At 57.2% G+C, this 15,490-nt stretch carries 15 protein-coding genes and 1 riboswitch; all 15 genes read right to left on the bottom strand.

What is annotated here, in order from left to right:
* Positions 1 to 643: 643 nt before the first annotated feature.
* Positions 644 to 1,108, bottom strand: a complete 465-nt coding sequence (locus DQX05_RS23255; protein WP_006285932.1) for a S1 domain-containing RNA-binding protein — start codon at positions 1,106 to 1,108, stop codon at positions 644 to 646.
* A gap of 126 nt (positions 1,109 to 1,234) precedes the next feature.
* Complete coding sequence (locus DQX05_RS23260) at positions 1,235 to 1,555, bottom strand: FtsB family cell division protein (protein ID WP_259392184.1); 321 nt, start codon at positions 1,553 to 1,555, stop codon at positions 1,235 to 1,237.
* Between the two features lie 45 nt (positions 1,556 to 1,600).
* Positions 1,601 to 2,245: a spore cortex biosynthesis protein YabQ gene (gene yabQ, locus DQX05_RS23265; RefSeq protein WP_119795769.1), complete on the bottom strand. Its 645-nt coding sequence runs from the start codon at positions 2,243 to 2,245 to the stop codon at positions 1,601 to 1,603.
* Positions 2,242 to 2,529, bottom strand: a complete 288-nt coding sequence (gene yabP, locus DQX05_RS23270) for a sporulation protein YabP (protein ID WP_006679532.1) — start codon at positions 2,527 to 2,529, stop codon at positions 2,242 to 2,244. Before yabP ends, yabQ begins: the two co-directional genes overlap by 4 nt.
* Positions 2,530 to 2,645: 116 nt before the next feature.
* Positions 2,646 to 3,137 (bottom strand): preQ(1) synthase, encoded by a 492-nt coding sequence (gene queF / locus DQX05_RS23275; protein ID WP_119795770.1) that lies wholly within the window; start codon positions 3,135 to 3,137, stop codon positions 2,646 to 2,648.
* A 110-nt stretch (positions 3,138 to 3,247) separates the two neighbouring features.
* Positions 3,248 to 3,973 (bottom strand): 7-carboxy-7-deazaguanine synthase QueE, encoded by a 726-nt coding sequence (queE, locus tag DQX05_RS23280; RefSeq protein WP_119795771.1) that lies wholly within the window; start codon positions 3,971 to 3,973, stop codon positions 3,248 to 3,250.
* Complete coding sequence (gene queD / locus DQX05_RS23285) at positions 3,970 to 4,458, bottom strand: 6-carboxytetrahydropterin synthase QueD (RefSeq protein WP_119795772.1); 489 nt, start codon at positions 4,456 to 4,458, stop codon at positions 3,970 to 3,972. Before queD ends, queE begins: the two co-directional genes overlap by 4 nt.
* Positions 4,455 to 5,180 (bottom strand): 7-cyano-7-deazaguanine synthase QueC, encoded by a 726-nt coding sequence (gene queC, locus DQX05_RS23290; RefSeq protein WP_119795801.1) that lies wholly within the window; start codon positions 5,178 to 5,180, stop codon positions 4,455 to 4,457. Before queC ends, queD begins: the two co-directional genes overlap by 4 nt.
* A 180-nt stretch (positions 5,181 to 5,360) precedes the next feature.
* Positions 5,361 to 5,404, bottom strand: a riboswitch (PreQ1 riboswitch).
* Between the two features lie 232 nt (positions 5,405 to 5,636).
* Entirely contained in the window at positions 5,637 to 5,915 is a 279-nt protein-coding gene (locus tag DQX05_RS23295; RefSeq protein ID WP_087443272.1) for an RNA-binding S4 domain-containing protein, read from the bottom strand.
* On the bottom strand, positions 5,915 to 6,187 hold the full coding sequence (locus DQX05_RS23300; RefSeq protein WP_006679526.1) for an HU family DNA-binding protein: 273 nt from the start codon (positions 6,185 to 6,187) through the stop codon (positions 5,915 to 5,917). The genes DQX05_RS23295 and DQX05_RS23300 overlap by 1 nt, the downstream gene beginning before the upstream one ends.
* A 197-nt stretch (positions 6,188 to 6,384) precedes the next feature.
* Positions 6,385 to 7,890, bottom strand: a complete 1,506-nt coding sequence (gene yabN, locus DQX05_RS23305; protein WP_119795773.1) for a bifunctional methyltransferase/pyrophosphohydrolase YabN — start codon at positions 7,888 to 7,890, stop codon at positions 6,385 to 6,387.
* A 47-nt stretch (positions 7,891 to 7,937) separates the two neighbouring features.
* Positions 7,938 to 9,614 carry a polysaccharide biosynthesis protein gene (locus DQX05_RS23310; protein WP_182914880.1) on the bottom strand — a complete coding sequence of 559 codons (1,677 nt, stop codon included), beginning with the start codon at positions 9,612 to 9,614 and terminating at the stop codon, positions 7,938 to 7,940.
* Between the two features lie 215 nt (positions 9,615 to 9,829).
* Complete coding sequence (spoVT, locus tag DQX05_RS23315) at positions 9,830 to 10,372, bottom strand: stage V sporulation protein T (RefSeq protein ID WP_119795774.1); 543 nt, start codon at positions 10,370 to 10,372, stop codon at positions 9,830 to 9,832.
* Positions 10,373 to 10,734: 362 nt separating this feature from the next.
* A complete protein-coding gene (locus DQX05_RS23320) occupies positions 10,735 to 11,856 on the bottom strand; it encodes a peptidylprolyl isomerase (protein WP_119795775.1) in 1,122 nt (373 codons plus the stop codon).
* The gene (gene mfd / locus DQX05_RS23325; RefSeq protein ID WP_119795776.1) at positions 11,843 to 15,373 is read right to left on the bottom strand and encodes a transcription-repair coupling factor; all 3,531 of its coding nucleotides are present in this window, start codon (positions 15,371 to 15,373) and stop codon (positions 11,843 to 11,845) included. Before mfd ends, DQX05_RS23320 begins: the two co-directional genes overlap by 14 nt.
* Positions 15,374 to 15,490 lie beyond the last annotated feature (117 nt).

A 15,490-nucleotide genomic window follows, 5' to 3' on the forward strand; every position in this document is an offset into this window, starting at 1 on the left:
TGTAGAGCCTGGGTGGTGGCAGATGCCATTGTGGGAGCTTGGGTGGAGCCTGGGTAGTTGGCCAGAGGCGTTATCATCCCTGCCTTGCGCCGGTGCAGACCTGGGCTAGTTGCCAAAAATAGAGGAACAGGTGGCGAAGGATGCAGCAGATGTCGAGTCAGCGAAAAGGTGTACCTTGCGGGCTGGATGACCGGCCTGGAAAGATGCCGTGTCCTGTTCGTCCTCTCCTGATTGCTGCAGATATGCAGGAATTCGATTGGAAGCAGTTGTGGAAAGGTGGATTCCTGCAATAATGCATCAATTTCCTGCCGTTCCGGCCTCAATCCCGCCTAATGGGGCAAAAAGATGTAGTTTTGCACCAATTCTAGCTCACAGGCCATGAAACGAGGAAAAATGCTGCAGATTTGCAGGCTTGGCCCGATCAAAAACGTCCCGGTCCCCGCACCGGCGCCGGCACCAGCCACGGCACGAACACGGTCAGGAACACGGCACAATCACGGCCACGATCACGATCACGATCGCGATCACGGCAACGAACACGATACGAACACAGCAACGATCACGGCCACAATCACAGCCACGAACACAGCAAAAAGCCGCAACACCGGGTGCCCGGTCTGCGGCTTCGTTCCTTGTTCATCTATTACATGCGGCGTGCGCCACGGCCTCCGCGCTTGGATTCCGTGTTCTTTTTCAAAGACGAGATGCGCTCTTCACTGTCTTTAAGGAAGCGCGACATTTTATCCTCAAAAGAAGCGAAATTAGGCTTGCGCCCACCCCGGTCGCGGTTACCAAAGCCGCCTCTTCCCCCCCCGTCTCGGTTCGGACGGTCTTGACGAGGTCCTCTTGGCGGTCTCTGCTCCGATGCTGGCTTATCCACTGTCTGCTTGATAGACAAGCCAATCTTGCCGTCCTTGTCGACGTTAATTACTTTGACCGTGACGATATCGTCAATCTTCAAATGGTCATTCACGTCCTTGACATAGTTATCGGCAATTTCAGAGATGTGAACCAGTCCCGTGACACCTCCCGACAGATCAACGAACGCCCCAAAATGCGTAATGCCTGTCACCTTGCCTTGTAACTTGGTGCCCACTTCGATTGTCATAGAATAAAATGTTCCTCCCTTAAAATGTTAAACGGCACACCGCTTCGTTACCGAAAGCAATGCTTATGTCGTGATTATACTGTAACCGCACCAAGTGGTCAACCGACGGTTGTCCCGAAATGACGCCTATTCCTCATGCTTGCGGATAAGGACTTCGTCCGGAAGCAGCATCCCTTGGCTTCTTGCAAGCTGAAGAATATATTCAGTCGTATTCAGGCGATCGACTTCCTGCTGAACCTCGTTCCGCGTCTCTTCGGCAGCATTCTTCTTCTTCTCCTGCACCTGATAATCGGCCTTGAGCCCCTCAATAGTAGCAGCCTGGTCAATGTACGTATACAAGCCCCACCCCGCAAACACCACCATAAACCCCATCCACAATCGCAATCTACGCTTGGCTCCTGCCATTTTGTTCTCACGAGTACGGTCCGGTGTCCGGGACGCAGACATACGCACACCCCCATTTTCGATAAAGTCAGTTAGAGAAATCACCTGTTACTTCCTATGATGAAACAGGCGCAGCAGACGAGCCACCTTCGCTCTTCCCGATGCCACCCATTGATTCATTCGACGCATACCAGAAAATACCTTCTCCTTGATCAGGTGGAGCCGTTCCGTCATACCCAGCCTCTCCCAGATCGGAAGAATGAGCGGGCGGAACATCCATCGGACCAGCAACCATAGCGGCTTAACACATTGTAGCACAATTTTTCCGATGAACATAGCCGCCGACAGCAAAAACGCTCCTAGACCTTTTGTAAAGATCCATAAGCCCTTGAGCGGCAGCACGAGCAGAACATACAGGCATCGCCGGATGAACCGGGAGAGTGCCAATACGGCTCGCACGAGCCACGTCACGATCACGACCGTGACCTTGCTGAGAAGGATAACATACAACCATGCCCCGGCGGCCAGGCCAAGAAAGACGTAAAATCGTAGCTCTCCCTGATTGCCCTTCACGAGCATATGAAATACGAACAGCGTCGCAGCCAGCCAATACATCAAATCCAGCAGCGGAACCGTCCACCGAGGGAAACGGAATTGTCCCGCTACGACGCGGTAGCCATCAAATACGATGCCTAGCGTTAAGCCGCTCAGCATCATGAGCAGCACGGTCGTCCATTGTACGTACAGACTCACTTGAATAACTTCCCGAAGAAGCCTTTGGATTTGTCGTGTGAGCTCGCATCCAGATAGGTCAGGGAGTTGACCGTGCCTTCAATGGCGACTTGTCCTTGTTCAAGGCTCAAGTTTTTGATATGAAGATTGTGGCCGCGTATGGTCAAAAATCCGCATTCGGTATCAAGCAGGAACTCCTCGCTGTCGAAGCTCTCCACCTTGCTTACCCCGCTAATCTCCAGCAGCTTGCGGTTGACCATCTTAATCTCCTGGCGCTTAGCCGTTGGCTTGTTCAATTCCATCATGGCATGTACCTCCTTCTCAACACTAGCTTATGAAGGGAATGCCAGAATAGAACTGCAACGCGGACAGTCTTCCAATATTTCTCGCTTCGTGATTCGTGTACTCGCGCTTATCCAACTTATCGGTTGTCGACCGTTTCCGGATATAAATCATGATTCATCAGGCGATAAGCCGCCATCTCCTCGTACTTCGTTCCGGGACGGCCATAATTGCAGTACGGATCGATAGAAATGCCGCCGCGCGGCGTGAACTTGCCCCATACTTCGATATATTTCGGATCGAGAAGCTCGATCAGATCATTCATAATGATATTGACGCAATCCTCGTGGAAGTCGCCATGATTGCGGAAGCTGAACATATAGAGCTTCAGCGACTTGCTCTCGACGCACTTCTGGTCCGGAATGTAGCTGATATACATCGTCGCGAAGTCCGGCTGCCCCGTCATCGGACAGAGACTGGTGAACTCCGGACAATTGAATTTGACGAAATAATCGCGGTTCGGATGCTTATTGTCGAACGCCTCCAGTACATGAGGCGCATAGTCTGTTGCGTATTCCGTCTTCCCTCCAAGATGCTTCAGCTGCAATTCGGCTTCGTTCCTGCCTGCCATGCGATTGCCTCCCCTTCTATATCGGTTATTCGTGTCGAATTCAGAAGCGTTCCGGCTCCGCACCGGGGCCGCTTCCCTTGCAAGCGGCCTGACGACAGGCCGGCCTTCTATCATACGCCGCGCTTGTTGCCCCATACGAGCGTATGCAGCTGCGGCAGCACGCGCGCCCGGTTCAAGCGCGGATCGGCGGCGACCTGCTCGATCAGCCATTCATACCGGCCGAGCAGCTTCCTGATCAGCTCGTTGTCATCCGCGCTCCGCACATCGTCATTCCCCGTCTGCAGGACGAACGGAATGTCCGGGTAACGTTCATGCATACGGATGGCATACGCGAGATCCCGTTCGTCGAAGACGACGATCTTCAGGCACAGCCCCTTCCGATCCGGGCGATCCCACAGCCGGCTCACGTTCTGATCGAGCCGTGCTTGATCGGTGCTCATGCAGGAGCTCGGCGGCTTCGGGGACAGCGTGACGTCATCGATGTCCAGCAGCCAGTCCTGCCACCGCGATCCTTGCGTCTCCACCGCGGTGCAAATGCCGTGCTCTCCAAGCAGACGCACCAGGTCGCCGATGCCGGGGAGCAGAGCGGGATTGCCGCCCGAGATCGTGACATGATCGAAGCGGCCGGCGGCAAGTGCGTTCAGTTCCCGCAGGATGTCCTCCGCCGTGAGGCTACGAATCTCCTCCTTCGCCGAGCCGTCCCATGTGAAGGCGGAATCGCACCAGGAGCAGCGGTAATCGCAGCCTGCCGTGCGCACGAACATCGTCTTCCGGCCGACAAGCAGGCCTTCGCCCTGCACGGTCGGCCCGAACAGTTCCAGCACGGGTATCGTCATGGCTCCATCCACTCCCATCTTGCCTCGGCGTAGCTGGTCGGCGTCTCATAAAGGCGGACGAACTCCACCCGCCCGCCTTCGCAGCGGGTGCGGTACGGCTCCTCCGCCAGCGCGGCGCTCATCTGCTCATACAGCCAGACAACCATGTTCTCCGCCGTCGTGTTCATCAGGGGGAGCGTCTCGTTCAGATAGCGGTGATCGAGATACGGCTCGATCCGCTCCTTCCAAATCTCCTTGATGTCTCCGAAGTCAAGGGCGATGCCAATGTCGTTCGTATAGCCGCTCAGGCCGAACACGGCCTGGTACGTATGGCCGTGCAGATTTTTGCATTTGCCTTCGTAGGCGTGCAGATGATGCGCCGCATCGAAGGTGAACTCCTTGCTGACGAGGACGCGGCGCTTGTGGTAGCGCAGCGACTCGCGGGATATATCGGTACCGTATTGCTGCAGCTTCTCTACGATGCGGAACGAGCCCGGTCTGTTCATGCCCCGGCCCCCGCCTTCTGCGCTCTCTCCGCGAGATAGCTCTCTAGTCCGTCGCGCCGCAGCTTGCAGGACGGGCATTCGCCGCAGCCGTCGCCCGGCAGCCCGTTATAGCAGGTCACCGTCTCTGTGCGCACGAAGTCGAACGCCCCCAGTTCGTCCGCCAGACGCCAGGTCTCGGCCTTGTTCAGCCACATGAGCGGCGTATGAAGGACGAAGCCATAGTCCATCGCCAGATTGAGCGTCACATTCAACGATTTGACAAATACGTCCCGGCAATCGGGATAGCCGCTGAAGTCGGTCTCGCAGACGCCCGTCACGATATGCCGTGCGCCGATCTGCTTCGCATAGATTGCGGCGAACGAGAAGAATAGCAGGTTGCGCCCCTCGACGAACGTATTTGGCAGTTCGCCCTCCTCCTGGGCGATGTCGATATCGGCCCGGGTGAGCGCGTTCGGCGCCAGTTGATTGAGCAGCGTCATGTCTAGCACGCGGTTCGGCACCTGCAGCTTGGCTGCAATCCGCTTCGCATGCTCCAGCTCGCTGCGGTGGCGCTGTCCATAGTCGAACGTTACCGTCTCGATGGCATCGAAGCGCTCCAGCGCCCAGAACAGGCATGTCGTGCTGTCCTGCCCGCCGCTGAAGACGACGACTGCCTTCTCCTGCGGCTTGCCCTGATCGGCTCTGCCTCCCGCCCGATCGGCGGCTGCTTCCTTACGGTTCATTGAGTTCATTGCATCATTCATCCTGTGTCCATCCCTTCTTATTCCTCTACAGAACAAGACGAAGGCATGTGCATCGATCCATTCGAAGCAGGGGAAGATCCGGCAAGCGCCGCTTCCCCCGCCTCCATAAGCACAAAAAAAGACAACACCAAGGGAAAGCCATACCCATTACGGATGCTGTCAGCCTTAGTTTTTTATAGAGGGAGATTGCGAACCTCTCCCGCCGGGAATGCCGGCGGAATGTATTTGGTTATACGTCTATTATAGGGAACGGGGGAAAGAGATTCAAAGGCTTATTTTCCCTGCTGCCGTTCCTTCGGCCGCCTGTTCCGCCTTACCCGGAATGTCTCCTCCTGGGCGTCCATAGTCAGCCAGCCAAACACCGCCTTCCGGCAAGCACAAGAAAGGCCCTCCCCCGTTATCGGGAAAGGGCCTTTCTTGATGGATTCATGGCGATTACCATTCCAGATCCTTCGATCGTGGAATAGGCTCTTCCTTCAGCAGCGTGTACATGCCAGCTGCTTCTTCCTTCTTCGTCGTCTCCTGGAGACGCTCGATGCGGACCGTGACGAGCTTCTGCCCGAATTGGACCGTAATCTCGTCTCCCACCTTGACGGCCGTGCTCGGCTTCGCCTCGCGTCCATTTAATATGACGCGTCCCTGTTCGGACACATCTTTGGCTACGGTGCGCCGCTTAATGAGCCGCGAAACTTTCAGGAACTTGTCGAGACGCATTATTTTACAGCTTCTTTAAGCTTGTTGCCCGCTTTGAACGCCGGAACTGTCGATTCCGGAATTTCGATCGTGTTGCCCGTTTGCGGGTTGCGGCCCGTGCGGCCTGCGCGCTTGCGAGTCTCGAATGTGCCGAATCCAATCAGTTGCACTTTGTCGCCTTTGGACAGTGCGTCAGTAACTTCGCCGAAGAAGCCGTTCAATACCGCTTCTACGTCTTTTTTGGTCAATCCGCTTTTCTCCGAGATGTTGTTGATCAAATCTGTTTTGTTCATGTTTATTGGCCTCCCAATCCTATTAGTCATTCAATAGAGTGTGTTGGCTCGCGAGCTGATGCCGGAGTCGCAAAATACAATCCGTGTTGTATTCTCGAATGTATGTATTCTTGCTTTGCGAGTAAAATCCTCCCCGGTTACGGCACTTTTTCATATTTTGACGAAAATAGGGGATATCAGGCCGCTTACCGCTCCGGTCAAGGCTTCAGCTGCTTCGCTTCCTGCCACCACTTCTCCATTTCTAGTAAATCAGTCTGGTCAAAAGATTTGCCGTTTATACGAAGCTGTTCCTCAATATATTGAAAACGGCGAATAAATTTGCGGTTCGTCCCCGTCAACGCTTCTTCCGGGTCGGCTCCCAGAAATCTTGCCGCATTTACTGCCGCGAACAGCACGTCGCCCAGCTCCTCTACGGCATGCGCGCGGTGGTTGTCCTCGCCCTTCGCCGTCTCTGCCAAGCTGATCGCCTCTCGCAATTCTTGCAATTCTTCGGCCAGTTTGTCAAGTACATCCTCAATACGATCCCAGTCGAAGCCGACTTTGGCCGCTTTGTGCTGTAATTCGCGGGCCTTGATCAGAGCCGGCAAATCCCGCGGCACCCCGTCCAATATGGACTTGCGTTCCGCGTCTCGCCCCTTGCGCCGCTTCTCCTCGGCCTTCATCTGCTCCCAATTGCGGAGCGCCGCTTCGGAGTCGGCGGCCGCCTTGTCCCCGAACACGTGAGGATGGCGGAAAATGAGCTTCTCGTTCAGGCCCCGAATGACATCATATGCCGAGAAGGTCCCCGTCTCTTCCTCCATCTGGGCATGCAGCATAATCTGGAGCAGCACGTCGCCCAGCTCCTCCTGCATGGCCACGGGATCGTCATCGTCGATCGTTTCCAGCACCTCATAGGTCTCTTCGATGAAGTTTTTGCGAATCGACTGATGTGTCTGCTCCCGATCCCACGGACAGCCTTCGGGACTGCGCAGCGTCGCCACAATCTCGTGCAGCTTGTCGAACGTGCCGTTCAGCACCTCGTCCGCCTCCGAACGCGGCACGTAGATGAGCGACAGGTTGCCGTAGCCCTCCAGCCGATCAAGCTCGTACAGCGGCACGCGATGGATCTCCTCCTGCCCCTCGACGCCGAGCGCATGAGCAGCGGTGACCTCGTAATCGTCCGGATATACTTCCATCAAGCCCAGCTTCACTTCAGAAGCTGTAAACGTATCATACACTTGTCCGATAACGGTGTGCAACCGGGGATTGATCATGGAACGCTTCAGTCCGCTCGCGTCCAGCAGTTGGAACCCTTCGATCGGATCGAAGCCGAGCCGGATGAAGGCCTGATCGAGGAAGCTCTCGCCGCCCCGGATCTCCAACCGGATGCCTTCGGCCGGACAGCGCTCCGCCAGCAGCTTCACGGTGGCCTCCGCCACCATCGGATGGCCCGGCACTGCGTAGACGACCGAACCGCCGTCCTGCGCCGCCGCGATTAACGCCCGGGCAATCTCCTCGTAGACCGCCGGGAAATCGTCCTGCGCTTCATACACCTCGTCGAAGGAACGGTATGCCGTCCCTTCCTCCTGCAGCAGCGACATCACCGGATGGCGCTCCGTGCGCACATACAGCCGTTCCGCCCGGCGGAGCCGGTTCCATACGTCCAGCGTTAGCTGTCCGGCGTCGCCGGAGCCGAGTCCGACGACCGTGATTGTTCCTGACATGGGATTGCCTCCTTCGTGTCAAGGTTCTCCCCGGGGAGAACCGTCCATTACCTGTTCTGCGGCGCGATCTTGGCCGCGATCCGGGCCAGCGCCGGGCCGATGCGCGGCAGAGCCGCCAGCTCCTGCGGCCGCACAAGGCCGAGCCGCAGCGCCAGCCCGGCGAAGATAAGCGCGCCGAGCGGCACGCCGCCGGCGACCGCGAGCAGGGCGCCTATGCGGCCGCCAAGGCCGAGCGCCGCCGGGGCGAGCGCCGCCAGGCGCGCCGCTGCGGCCATGGCGGCGAGCGCCAGCGCCAGCCGCGCGCTCCGGGCGCCCCAGGCGGCGAAGCGCACGCCGCTGGCGCGGCTCAGCGCGGCCGCATTCAGCGCCGCAGCGAGCGCGAGCGAGGCGGCCGCGCTCATGGCGGCCCCGGCGATGCCATAGGCCGGGACCAGCCACAGATTGAGCGCCGCCTTCATGCCGGCGGCGAACAGCAGAATCAGGGCGGGGGCGCGCACGGCCCCCATGCCCTGCAGCAGAGCGGCGGTCACGGCCTGCAGCATGCCGCTGACCGCCGTGGACGCGATCCACACGAATGCCGTCAGCCCGGCGGCATTCGTGTAGAGCGCCACATTGATCGGCTCGGCCAGGGCGATCAGCCCCGCCGCCGCGGCCCAGCCAATCAGCCACGTCCAGCGCAGCGCCGACGCCAGCAGCTCCCGCAGTTGAGCCGCATCGCGGCGCGCGGCAGCGGCCACGGCCGGCACGAGGCCGACCGCGAGCGAGCTGGCGACCATCGTCACGAGCTGGACCAGCGGGAAGGCGCGACTATAGACGCCGAACTCCGCCAGCGCTCCGGCCTCGCCGAGCCCGCGCTGCGCCAGCAGACGCGGCACCGTGAACACATCGACGACGTTCACGGCCGGCATCACGATCGCGCCGAGGCAGATCGGCAGGGCCGTCCAGGCCAGACGCCGCATCCAGGCGCCGATTGTCAGCGAAGACGCCGGGCCGAACAGGTCCCCCCTCGCCGAGCCGGGCGGTTCCGCTCTCGCCGGGCCAGTCACCGCAGGCACCGCCCGGGTTGCCGCAGCAGCGGAACGCCGCTCCCTCCACCGGAAGCAAGCCATCGCCGCCAAGCCGCACACGCCGCCCGCGAACGAGCCGAAGGTGGCGCCGGCCGCAATCGTCTCCTCCGGCGCCTCCCGGCTCACGTAATAGAGCAGGAGCGCGATCATGACCGCCACCCGGCCGGTCTGCTCCGCCACCTGCGAGACGGCCGTCGATTCCATCCGTCCCCGCCCCTGGTCATAGCCCCGCAAGGCGGCGGCCAATGGCATGACGAGCAGCGCGTAGGCCGAGCTGCGTATCGCCGGCACGGTATGACGGTTGCCGATCCAGGAAGCGACCGTCTCGGCTCCCCAGGTCAAGGCGAGGAAGCCGAAGAGGCCGGTGAAGCTCATCAGGAGACAGGAGGCGTACAGCACGCGGGTCGATCCCTGCTCATCCCCCGCCGCTTCGCATTCGGCGACGAGACGGGCGACGGCGACCGGGATGCCTGCCGAAGCGATGACCACCAGCAGCACGTAGAAGGGATACACGGCGTTGTAGATGCCGAAAACACCGTCACCCCCGATGTTCTGCAGCGGAATTTTCTGCAGCGTGCCGATTATCTTCGACAACACCGCCGCCGCGCCCAGCATCAAAGCGCCGGATACGACCTGCCTTCCTGTTGTACGCTCCATGCTCGTCTCCCGCCCATCCGATTCCAAAGGTTGCCGCTGCGTCCATGATTTCTTACGCGCGTTGTAATAATGTACACGTATTATATCATAGACCGCTGCGGCGGACAGAGCGTGGCCATCCCCGGAACGCGGGAACAAAAAACTCCCGCTTCAGAAGGTGCGCGCGCCATGGGGGCGGCCCTTCACGAGCAGGAGCGATGCACCGCCGAAGCGGATTATTGTTCCATTTGTTTTCCGAGGAAGCCGGCAGCCGTTTCCGCCATTTTCACTTCCATCTGGCCCATCTTGATGCTGTCATCCCGATTCAACAGCACGACTGTTCCAATCGGATCCCCGCCCGATACAATCGGCGCAGCGACAAAAGAAGACAACGTCTCCTGATGATCCTTCACGATCTCATAATTGCCGGAATTCGTCTCCAGCACCGACTTGCGGTTGTCCATGCAGTTTTCCAGCAGCATGCCGATCTGCTTGTCCAAGAACTCCTTCTTCGAGCCTCCAGCCAGCGTGATGATGGTGTCGCGATCGGAAATCATCGTAATATGGCCTGTGCTTTCGTACAGAGACTCCGCATATTCCTTGGCGAAATCGCCCAATTCCCCGATAGGCGAATATTTTTTGAGGATAACTTCACCGTCGCGATCAACGAAAATTTCAAGTGGATCTCCTTCGCGAATACGCAGTGTGCGACGAATTTCTTTGGGAATGACCACGCGTCCGAGATCATCAATACGACGAACAATACCAGTAGCTTTCATTAAAGGTTGCCCCGCTTTCCAAGATTAGTTTTAAAGGTCAACTGGATTATTGTTTTTAGGAGAGATGCGGTATAGTTTCAAACTCTGACCATAGTATTCATCCGCTCCCAGCTTCTTATACATTTCATGATACTCCGTTCATACCCGGTTGACTGCAAAGCACTTCACATTTTTCGACATTTAACGACATATTTACTCCACTTTTTCTCAAATTTCTAACATTTATTTCGTTAACACTGGATAATTTTATCCTAAAACTCTGTTTTTGTCGAATAAAAGCTTGTCCTAGGTCTTTATCCCTAGTCAGGCGCAAAAAAAAGGGCCGTCCCCGACACCGGGGACAGCCGCAGCTGTGAATCACTTTATTTCGTGTCTTCCGCCTTGTCCTCTTTCTGGTCTGTTGCCGCGTTGTTGTCTTGTGGCGTCTCGGTATTCTTGTCGTCCTGCGTTGTGTCCTTATTCTCGCCTGTCGAGTCAGTTGGCTCCTCTTCCTGGGATGCGTCCGGCTCCTCGGTCTTCGGCAGATCGATCTTCTTGATGAGCTTCTCCAGGTCCTTCTCCATGAAGTCGTTCATCAATTCCGATGCGGCAAGGGTCCGCAGCGACGTCTTCTCGGTGTCGGTCAGCTTGTCGAATGTCTTCTCCGCACGGGCTTCGACCCGCATCACATGGTAGCCGTAGTCGGTCTCGACCGGATCGCTGATCTCGTTAATCGGCAGCGTCAAGGCCGCCTCCTTGAATTGAGGCACCCAATTGCCTACCTCTACATCCTCGTAGAGGCCGCCGGTATCCGTCGATCCGGTGTCATCCGAATGTTCCTTGGCTACCTTCGCGAAGTCCTCGCCCTTCTTCAGACGGGCTTGGATATCTTTGGCCAGCTTGAGCGCATCTTCTTTTTTGCGCTCTTTGCCGTCCTTATCCTCGAAGCCAATCAGCACGTGGCGAACGCTCGCTACGGTCATATCCTTTTTGTTCTTCTCGAATTCGGCCTTCAGCTGCTCATCGGTAACTTTATCATTGTACTCTTGAACGACCGTCAAAATCCGGGTCATGTACGCCGTCACATCGGCTTCGGTCAGCTTTTGGGCATCCAGAATCTTCTTGAACTCGTCATCGCCAGCCTGCGCTTTCATCAAATCCAGCTGTTCCTTGGCCTTCTCTCCGCCCGTCTTCTTCGCCTTGTCGGACGCTTGGCCCTCCAGGTACAAGTAAGCGATCTGCTGCTTCAAGAAATATTCCTGGAACTCCTCCATGCCGATAATTTGCTCATACTCGGGATAGAACACGAGCATGGTTGCCATTTCCTTCTTGAATTGATCCTCGGTAACTTCTCCGCCTTCATAGGTAGCTACCACTTTGCTTCCATCCTTCGGTGCCGCCGCCGTATCTTTCTTGCCGCATCCCGCCAGGACGGACAGCGTCAACACGGCAGACAGCGCGAGCAGCAGCCACTTTTTGGAGCGCATCTGTTTATTTTGCAACATGTTGTAATTCTCCCTTCGCTTTGATCGCGTCTGTAGCATCAAGCATGAACTGCTCCAATTGCATCAGCAGCTGCATTCCATCCAACCCGCGCGCATTGATTTTCACGGTGCCATGCGCTTCGCGATCGACGGCGATGCGCCGATCGATTCGGGCCGCAATCGTTGCCAGCTTCTTACGGTCAAGCCATGGTTCAGCCGAAGGGTGGACCTTCATGGTGACCGTATCCCCGCGCTGCACGATGGATTCCAATCCATACTGCTTCGCATGCAGCTTCAGCCGTGCGACGGCAAGCAGCTGCAAGACGGCTAGCGGCGGTTCACCAAAGCGATCGATGAGTTCATCACGCAATTCTTCGACTTCCTCCAATGAGGCGAGACCGGCAACTTTTTTGTAGATCTCGATCTTCTGAATACTATCATAAATATAATTCGGCGGCAAATAGGCATCGATATTGAGATCGATGAGCGTCGACAGCTCCTGCTGGTCGTGAATCGCGACCCCGTCCAGCTCGGCCTTGCGCTTGTTGATCTCGTCCCCCAGCATCTGCGAGTACAGATCGAAGCCGACCGAAGCGATGAATCCATGCTGCTCCGCCCCCAGCAGATTGCCTGCGCCCCGAATCGACAGGTCGCGCATCGCAATCTTGAAGCCAGAGCCGAGCTCGGTGAACTCCTTGATCGCTTGGAGACGCTTCTCCGCGACCTCATTCAATACTTTGTCGCGCTGGTACGTGAAATACGCATAGGCGATCCGGTTCGAGCGGCCAACGCGTCCGCGCAGCTGATACAGCTGGGACAGGCCCATCTTGTCCGCGTCATGCACGATGAGCGTATTGACATTGGGGATGTCCACTCCGGTCTCGATAATGCTCGTGCTGACCAGCACGTCGTACTCTCCGTCGAGGAAGTCGAGAATCGTCTTCTCCAGCTCCGTCTCCGACATCTGCCCGTGGCTCACCGCTACCTTCGCTTCCGGCACCAGCATCTTGATATGATCCGCCATCTGATGGATGCCCTGAACCCGGTTGAACAGGAAGTACACTTGGCCGTTGCGGGACAGCTCGCGTTCTATCGCTTCTCTCACCAGCGAATCACTGTATTCCAACACGTACGTCTGAACCGGGAAGCGGTTCTCTGGCGGCGTCTCGATGACAGACAGGTCCCGCACGCCGAGCATCGACATATGAAGCGTGCGCGGTATCGGCGTGGCCGTCAGTGTTAGTACGTCCACATTCGTCTTCAGCTTCTTCAGCTTCTCCTTGTGCGTGACGCCGAAGCGCTGCTCTTCATCCACGATCAGCAATCCGAGCTCCTTGAACACGACATCTTGAGAGAGGAGACGGTGCGTCCCGATGACCACATCGACGACTCCCGTCTTCAGTCCCTTGATCGTCTCGTTCTGATCTTTGCGCGATCGGAACCGGCTCATCACCTGAATGTTGAACGGATAGTCGGCGAAGCGCTCGCGGAAGGTCTCGTAATGCTGCTGCGCCAGGATGGTCGTCGGCACCAGAATCGCCACCTGCTTACCCTCGATGGCCGCTTTGAAGGCGGCTCGGACCGCGACTTCCGTCTTGCCGTAGCCGACATCGCCGCACAACAGCCGATCCATCGGCCGCGGCAGCTCCATGTCCTTCTTAATCTCGGTGATCGCCCGCAGTTGATCCCGTGTCTCCTCATACGGGAACAGATCTTCGAATTCTTGTTGCTCCGGCGTATCCTTGTCGAAGGCATAGCCGGACGAGGCTTGTCTAGCGGCGTACAGCTTAATTAGATCGTCGGCAATGTCCTTGACCGATGATCGAACCTTGTTTTTAACCTTAGTCCATTCCGTTCCGCCCAGCTTGTATATTTTCGGCTCCTTCTCCTCCGAACTGACATAACGCTGAATGAGATGGAGCTGTTCGACCGGTACGGATAGCTTGTCGCCACCAGCATACATAATATGCAGATAGTCTTTATGAATGCCGTTGATCTCCAACGTGCCGATGCCGATATATTTGCCGATTCCATGATTCTGATGGACCACGTAATCTCCGATTTTCAGTTCGGTGTAGTTGCGGATTCGCTCCGCATTATCCATCTTCATGCTTGCATCGGCGCGACGCGTCTTGCGCTGCTTCTGGGAGAACATCTCGCCTTCGGTGATAACCACGAGATGGATCGAAGGCAGCTCGAAGCCCGACTGCAGATTGCCGGTCATAATCGTCGGCTCCGGAATCTGGTAGTCCTGCAGCACACGGCGCACGCGGTCTACCCGCTCGGCTCCGTTGGCCAGAATGATGACATTCGCCCCCGCTTTTTTCCACCGTTCCATCTCGGCCTTGAGCACATTCATCTGCCCGTGGAAGTTCTGCATCGTCCGGCACATCACATTGACAATGTTCTGCGGCTGGGTGTGAGGCACCTGGCGCAGGAACAGCGCCATGAACAGCGTCTGGAACGGGCGCTTGCCCATGGCCGCATCAGCGGTGAGGCCCAGCTCCAGCGACGGCAGCGATTTGCCGTTCTGCAGCAGATGCGTGCTCCACTCCGCTTCATCGCGTTCCAGCTGCTTGGCCGTCTCCATGACCCGGGCCGGCTCGTCTATCACAAGCAGCGTATCCTGCGGCATGTAGTCATAGAGCGTATGCCGCTCCGGATAGAGCAGCGACACGTACTTATACATTTCACTGAAATAGGAAGCGCCCCGCAGCCGCTCGATATCGTGACCAATCTCCTGCTGCAGCTTCTCCTTCACCTGGCGGTCGGTCATTCGCGCCAGCTGCTCCTCCAGACGTGCGGAAGCGGCTTCGACCGCCTGGGCGAAGCGTGTTCTGTCGGCAATCCATTCCTTGGCCGGCGGGATATTCAACTGCTTCAGCTTCTCCACCGATCGCTGATCGGTCGCATCGAAGGAACGAATCGAATCGATCTCGTCGTCGAACCACTCGATCCGGTACGGATAAGGTGTTGTCAGCGGGTAAAGGTCGACGATGCCGCCCCGGACACTGAATTCTCCGGCCGCTTCGACCCGTTCGGTCCGCTCATAGCCGAGCGAGACCAAGGACTCGAGGAAGGAATCTAGCTTCACCTCGTCGCCTACAGCGATGGACAATTGAGAGGACGCCATCGTCTCCCGGGCAGGCAAAAACCGCCGCAGCCCCGCATACGGAGTTACGACGATGCCGCGAAATCCGCGGGCGATGCCAGTCAGTGCCTCTATCCGCTGTGCAATCACTTCCGGACTGGATATGGCCGCTTCCGCAGCGACCAGCTCATTCGCCGGGTACAACAATACTTGGTCCGCAGACAAGCATTCTTGCAGATCCTCTGCTACCTTCTGCGCAGAGAACATATTGTGTGTTACGACCAGCAGGGGCCGCTCCAACTGATGATGCAGAGCAGCCATCATGACCTGCCGCGTCGAGCCGGCCAGGCCGGATACCAATTGCTCCTTCATTCCGCTGCGAATACCTTCGACGATGGAGTCGATATCGCGCTCTCCAGATAATGCTTTCATGAGTGCGTTTAACAAAGGACAGGCCTCTCTTTCTTACCCGCGTAATCATATTTTTAGGGTTATAGTATTCGGTCCATCCAAAATAAGCCTCGGCGACAAGCCAAGGCTGACGTATGTCCGCATGCAACAAGC

The sequence above is a fragment of the Paenibacillus thiaminolyticus genome (genome assembly GCF_003591545.1).
In the GTDB taxonomy this organism is placed as follows: Bacteria; Bacillota; Bacilli; order Paenibacillales; family Paenibacillaceae; genus Paenibacillus_B; species Paenibacillus_B thiaminolyticus_A.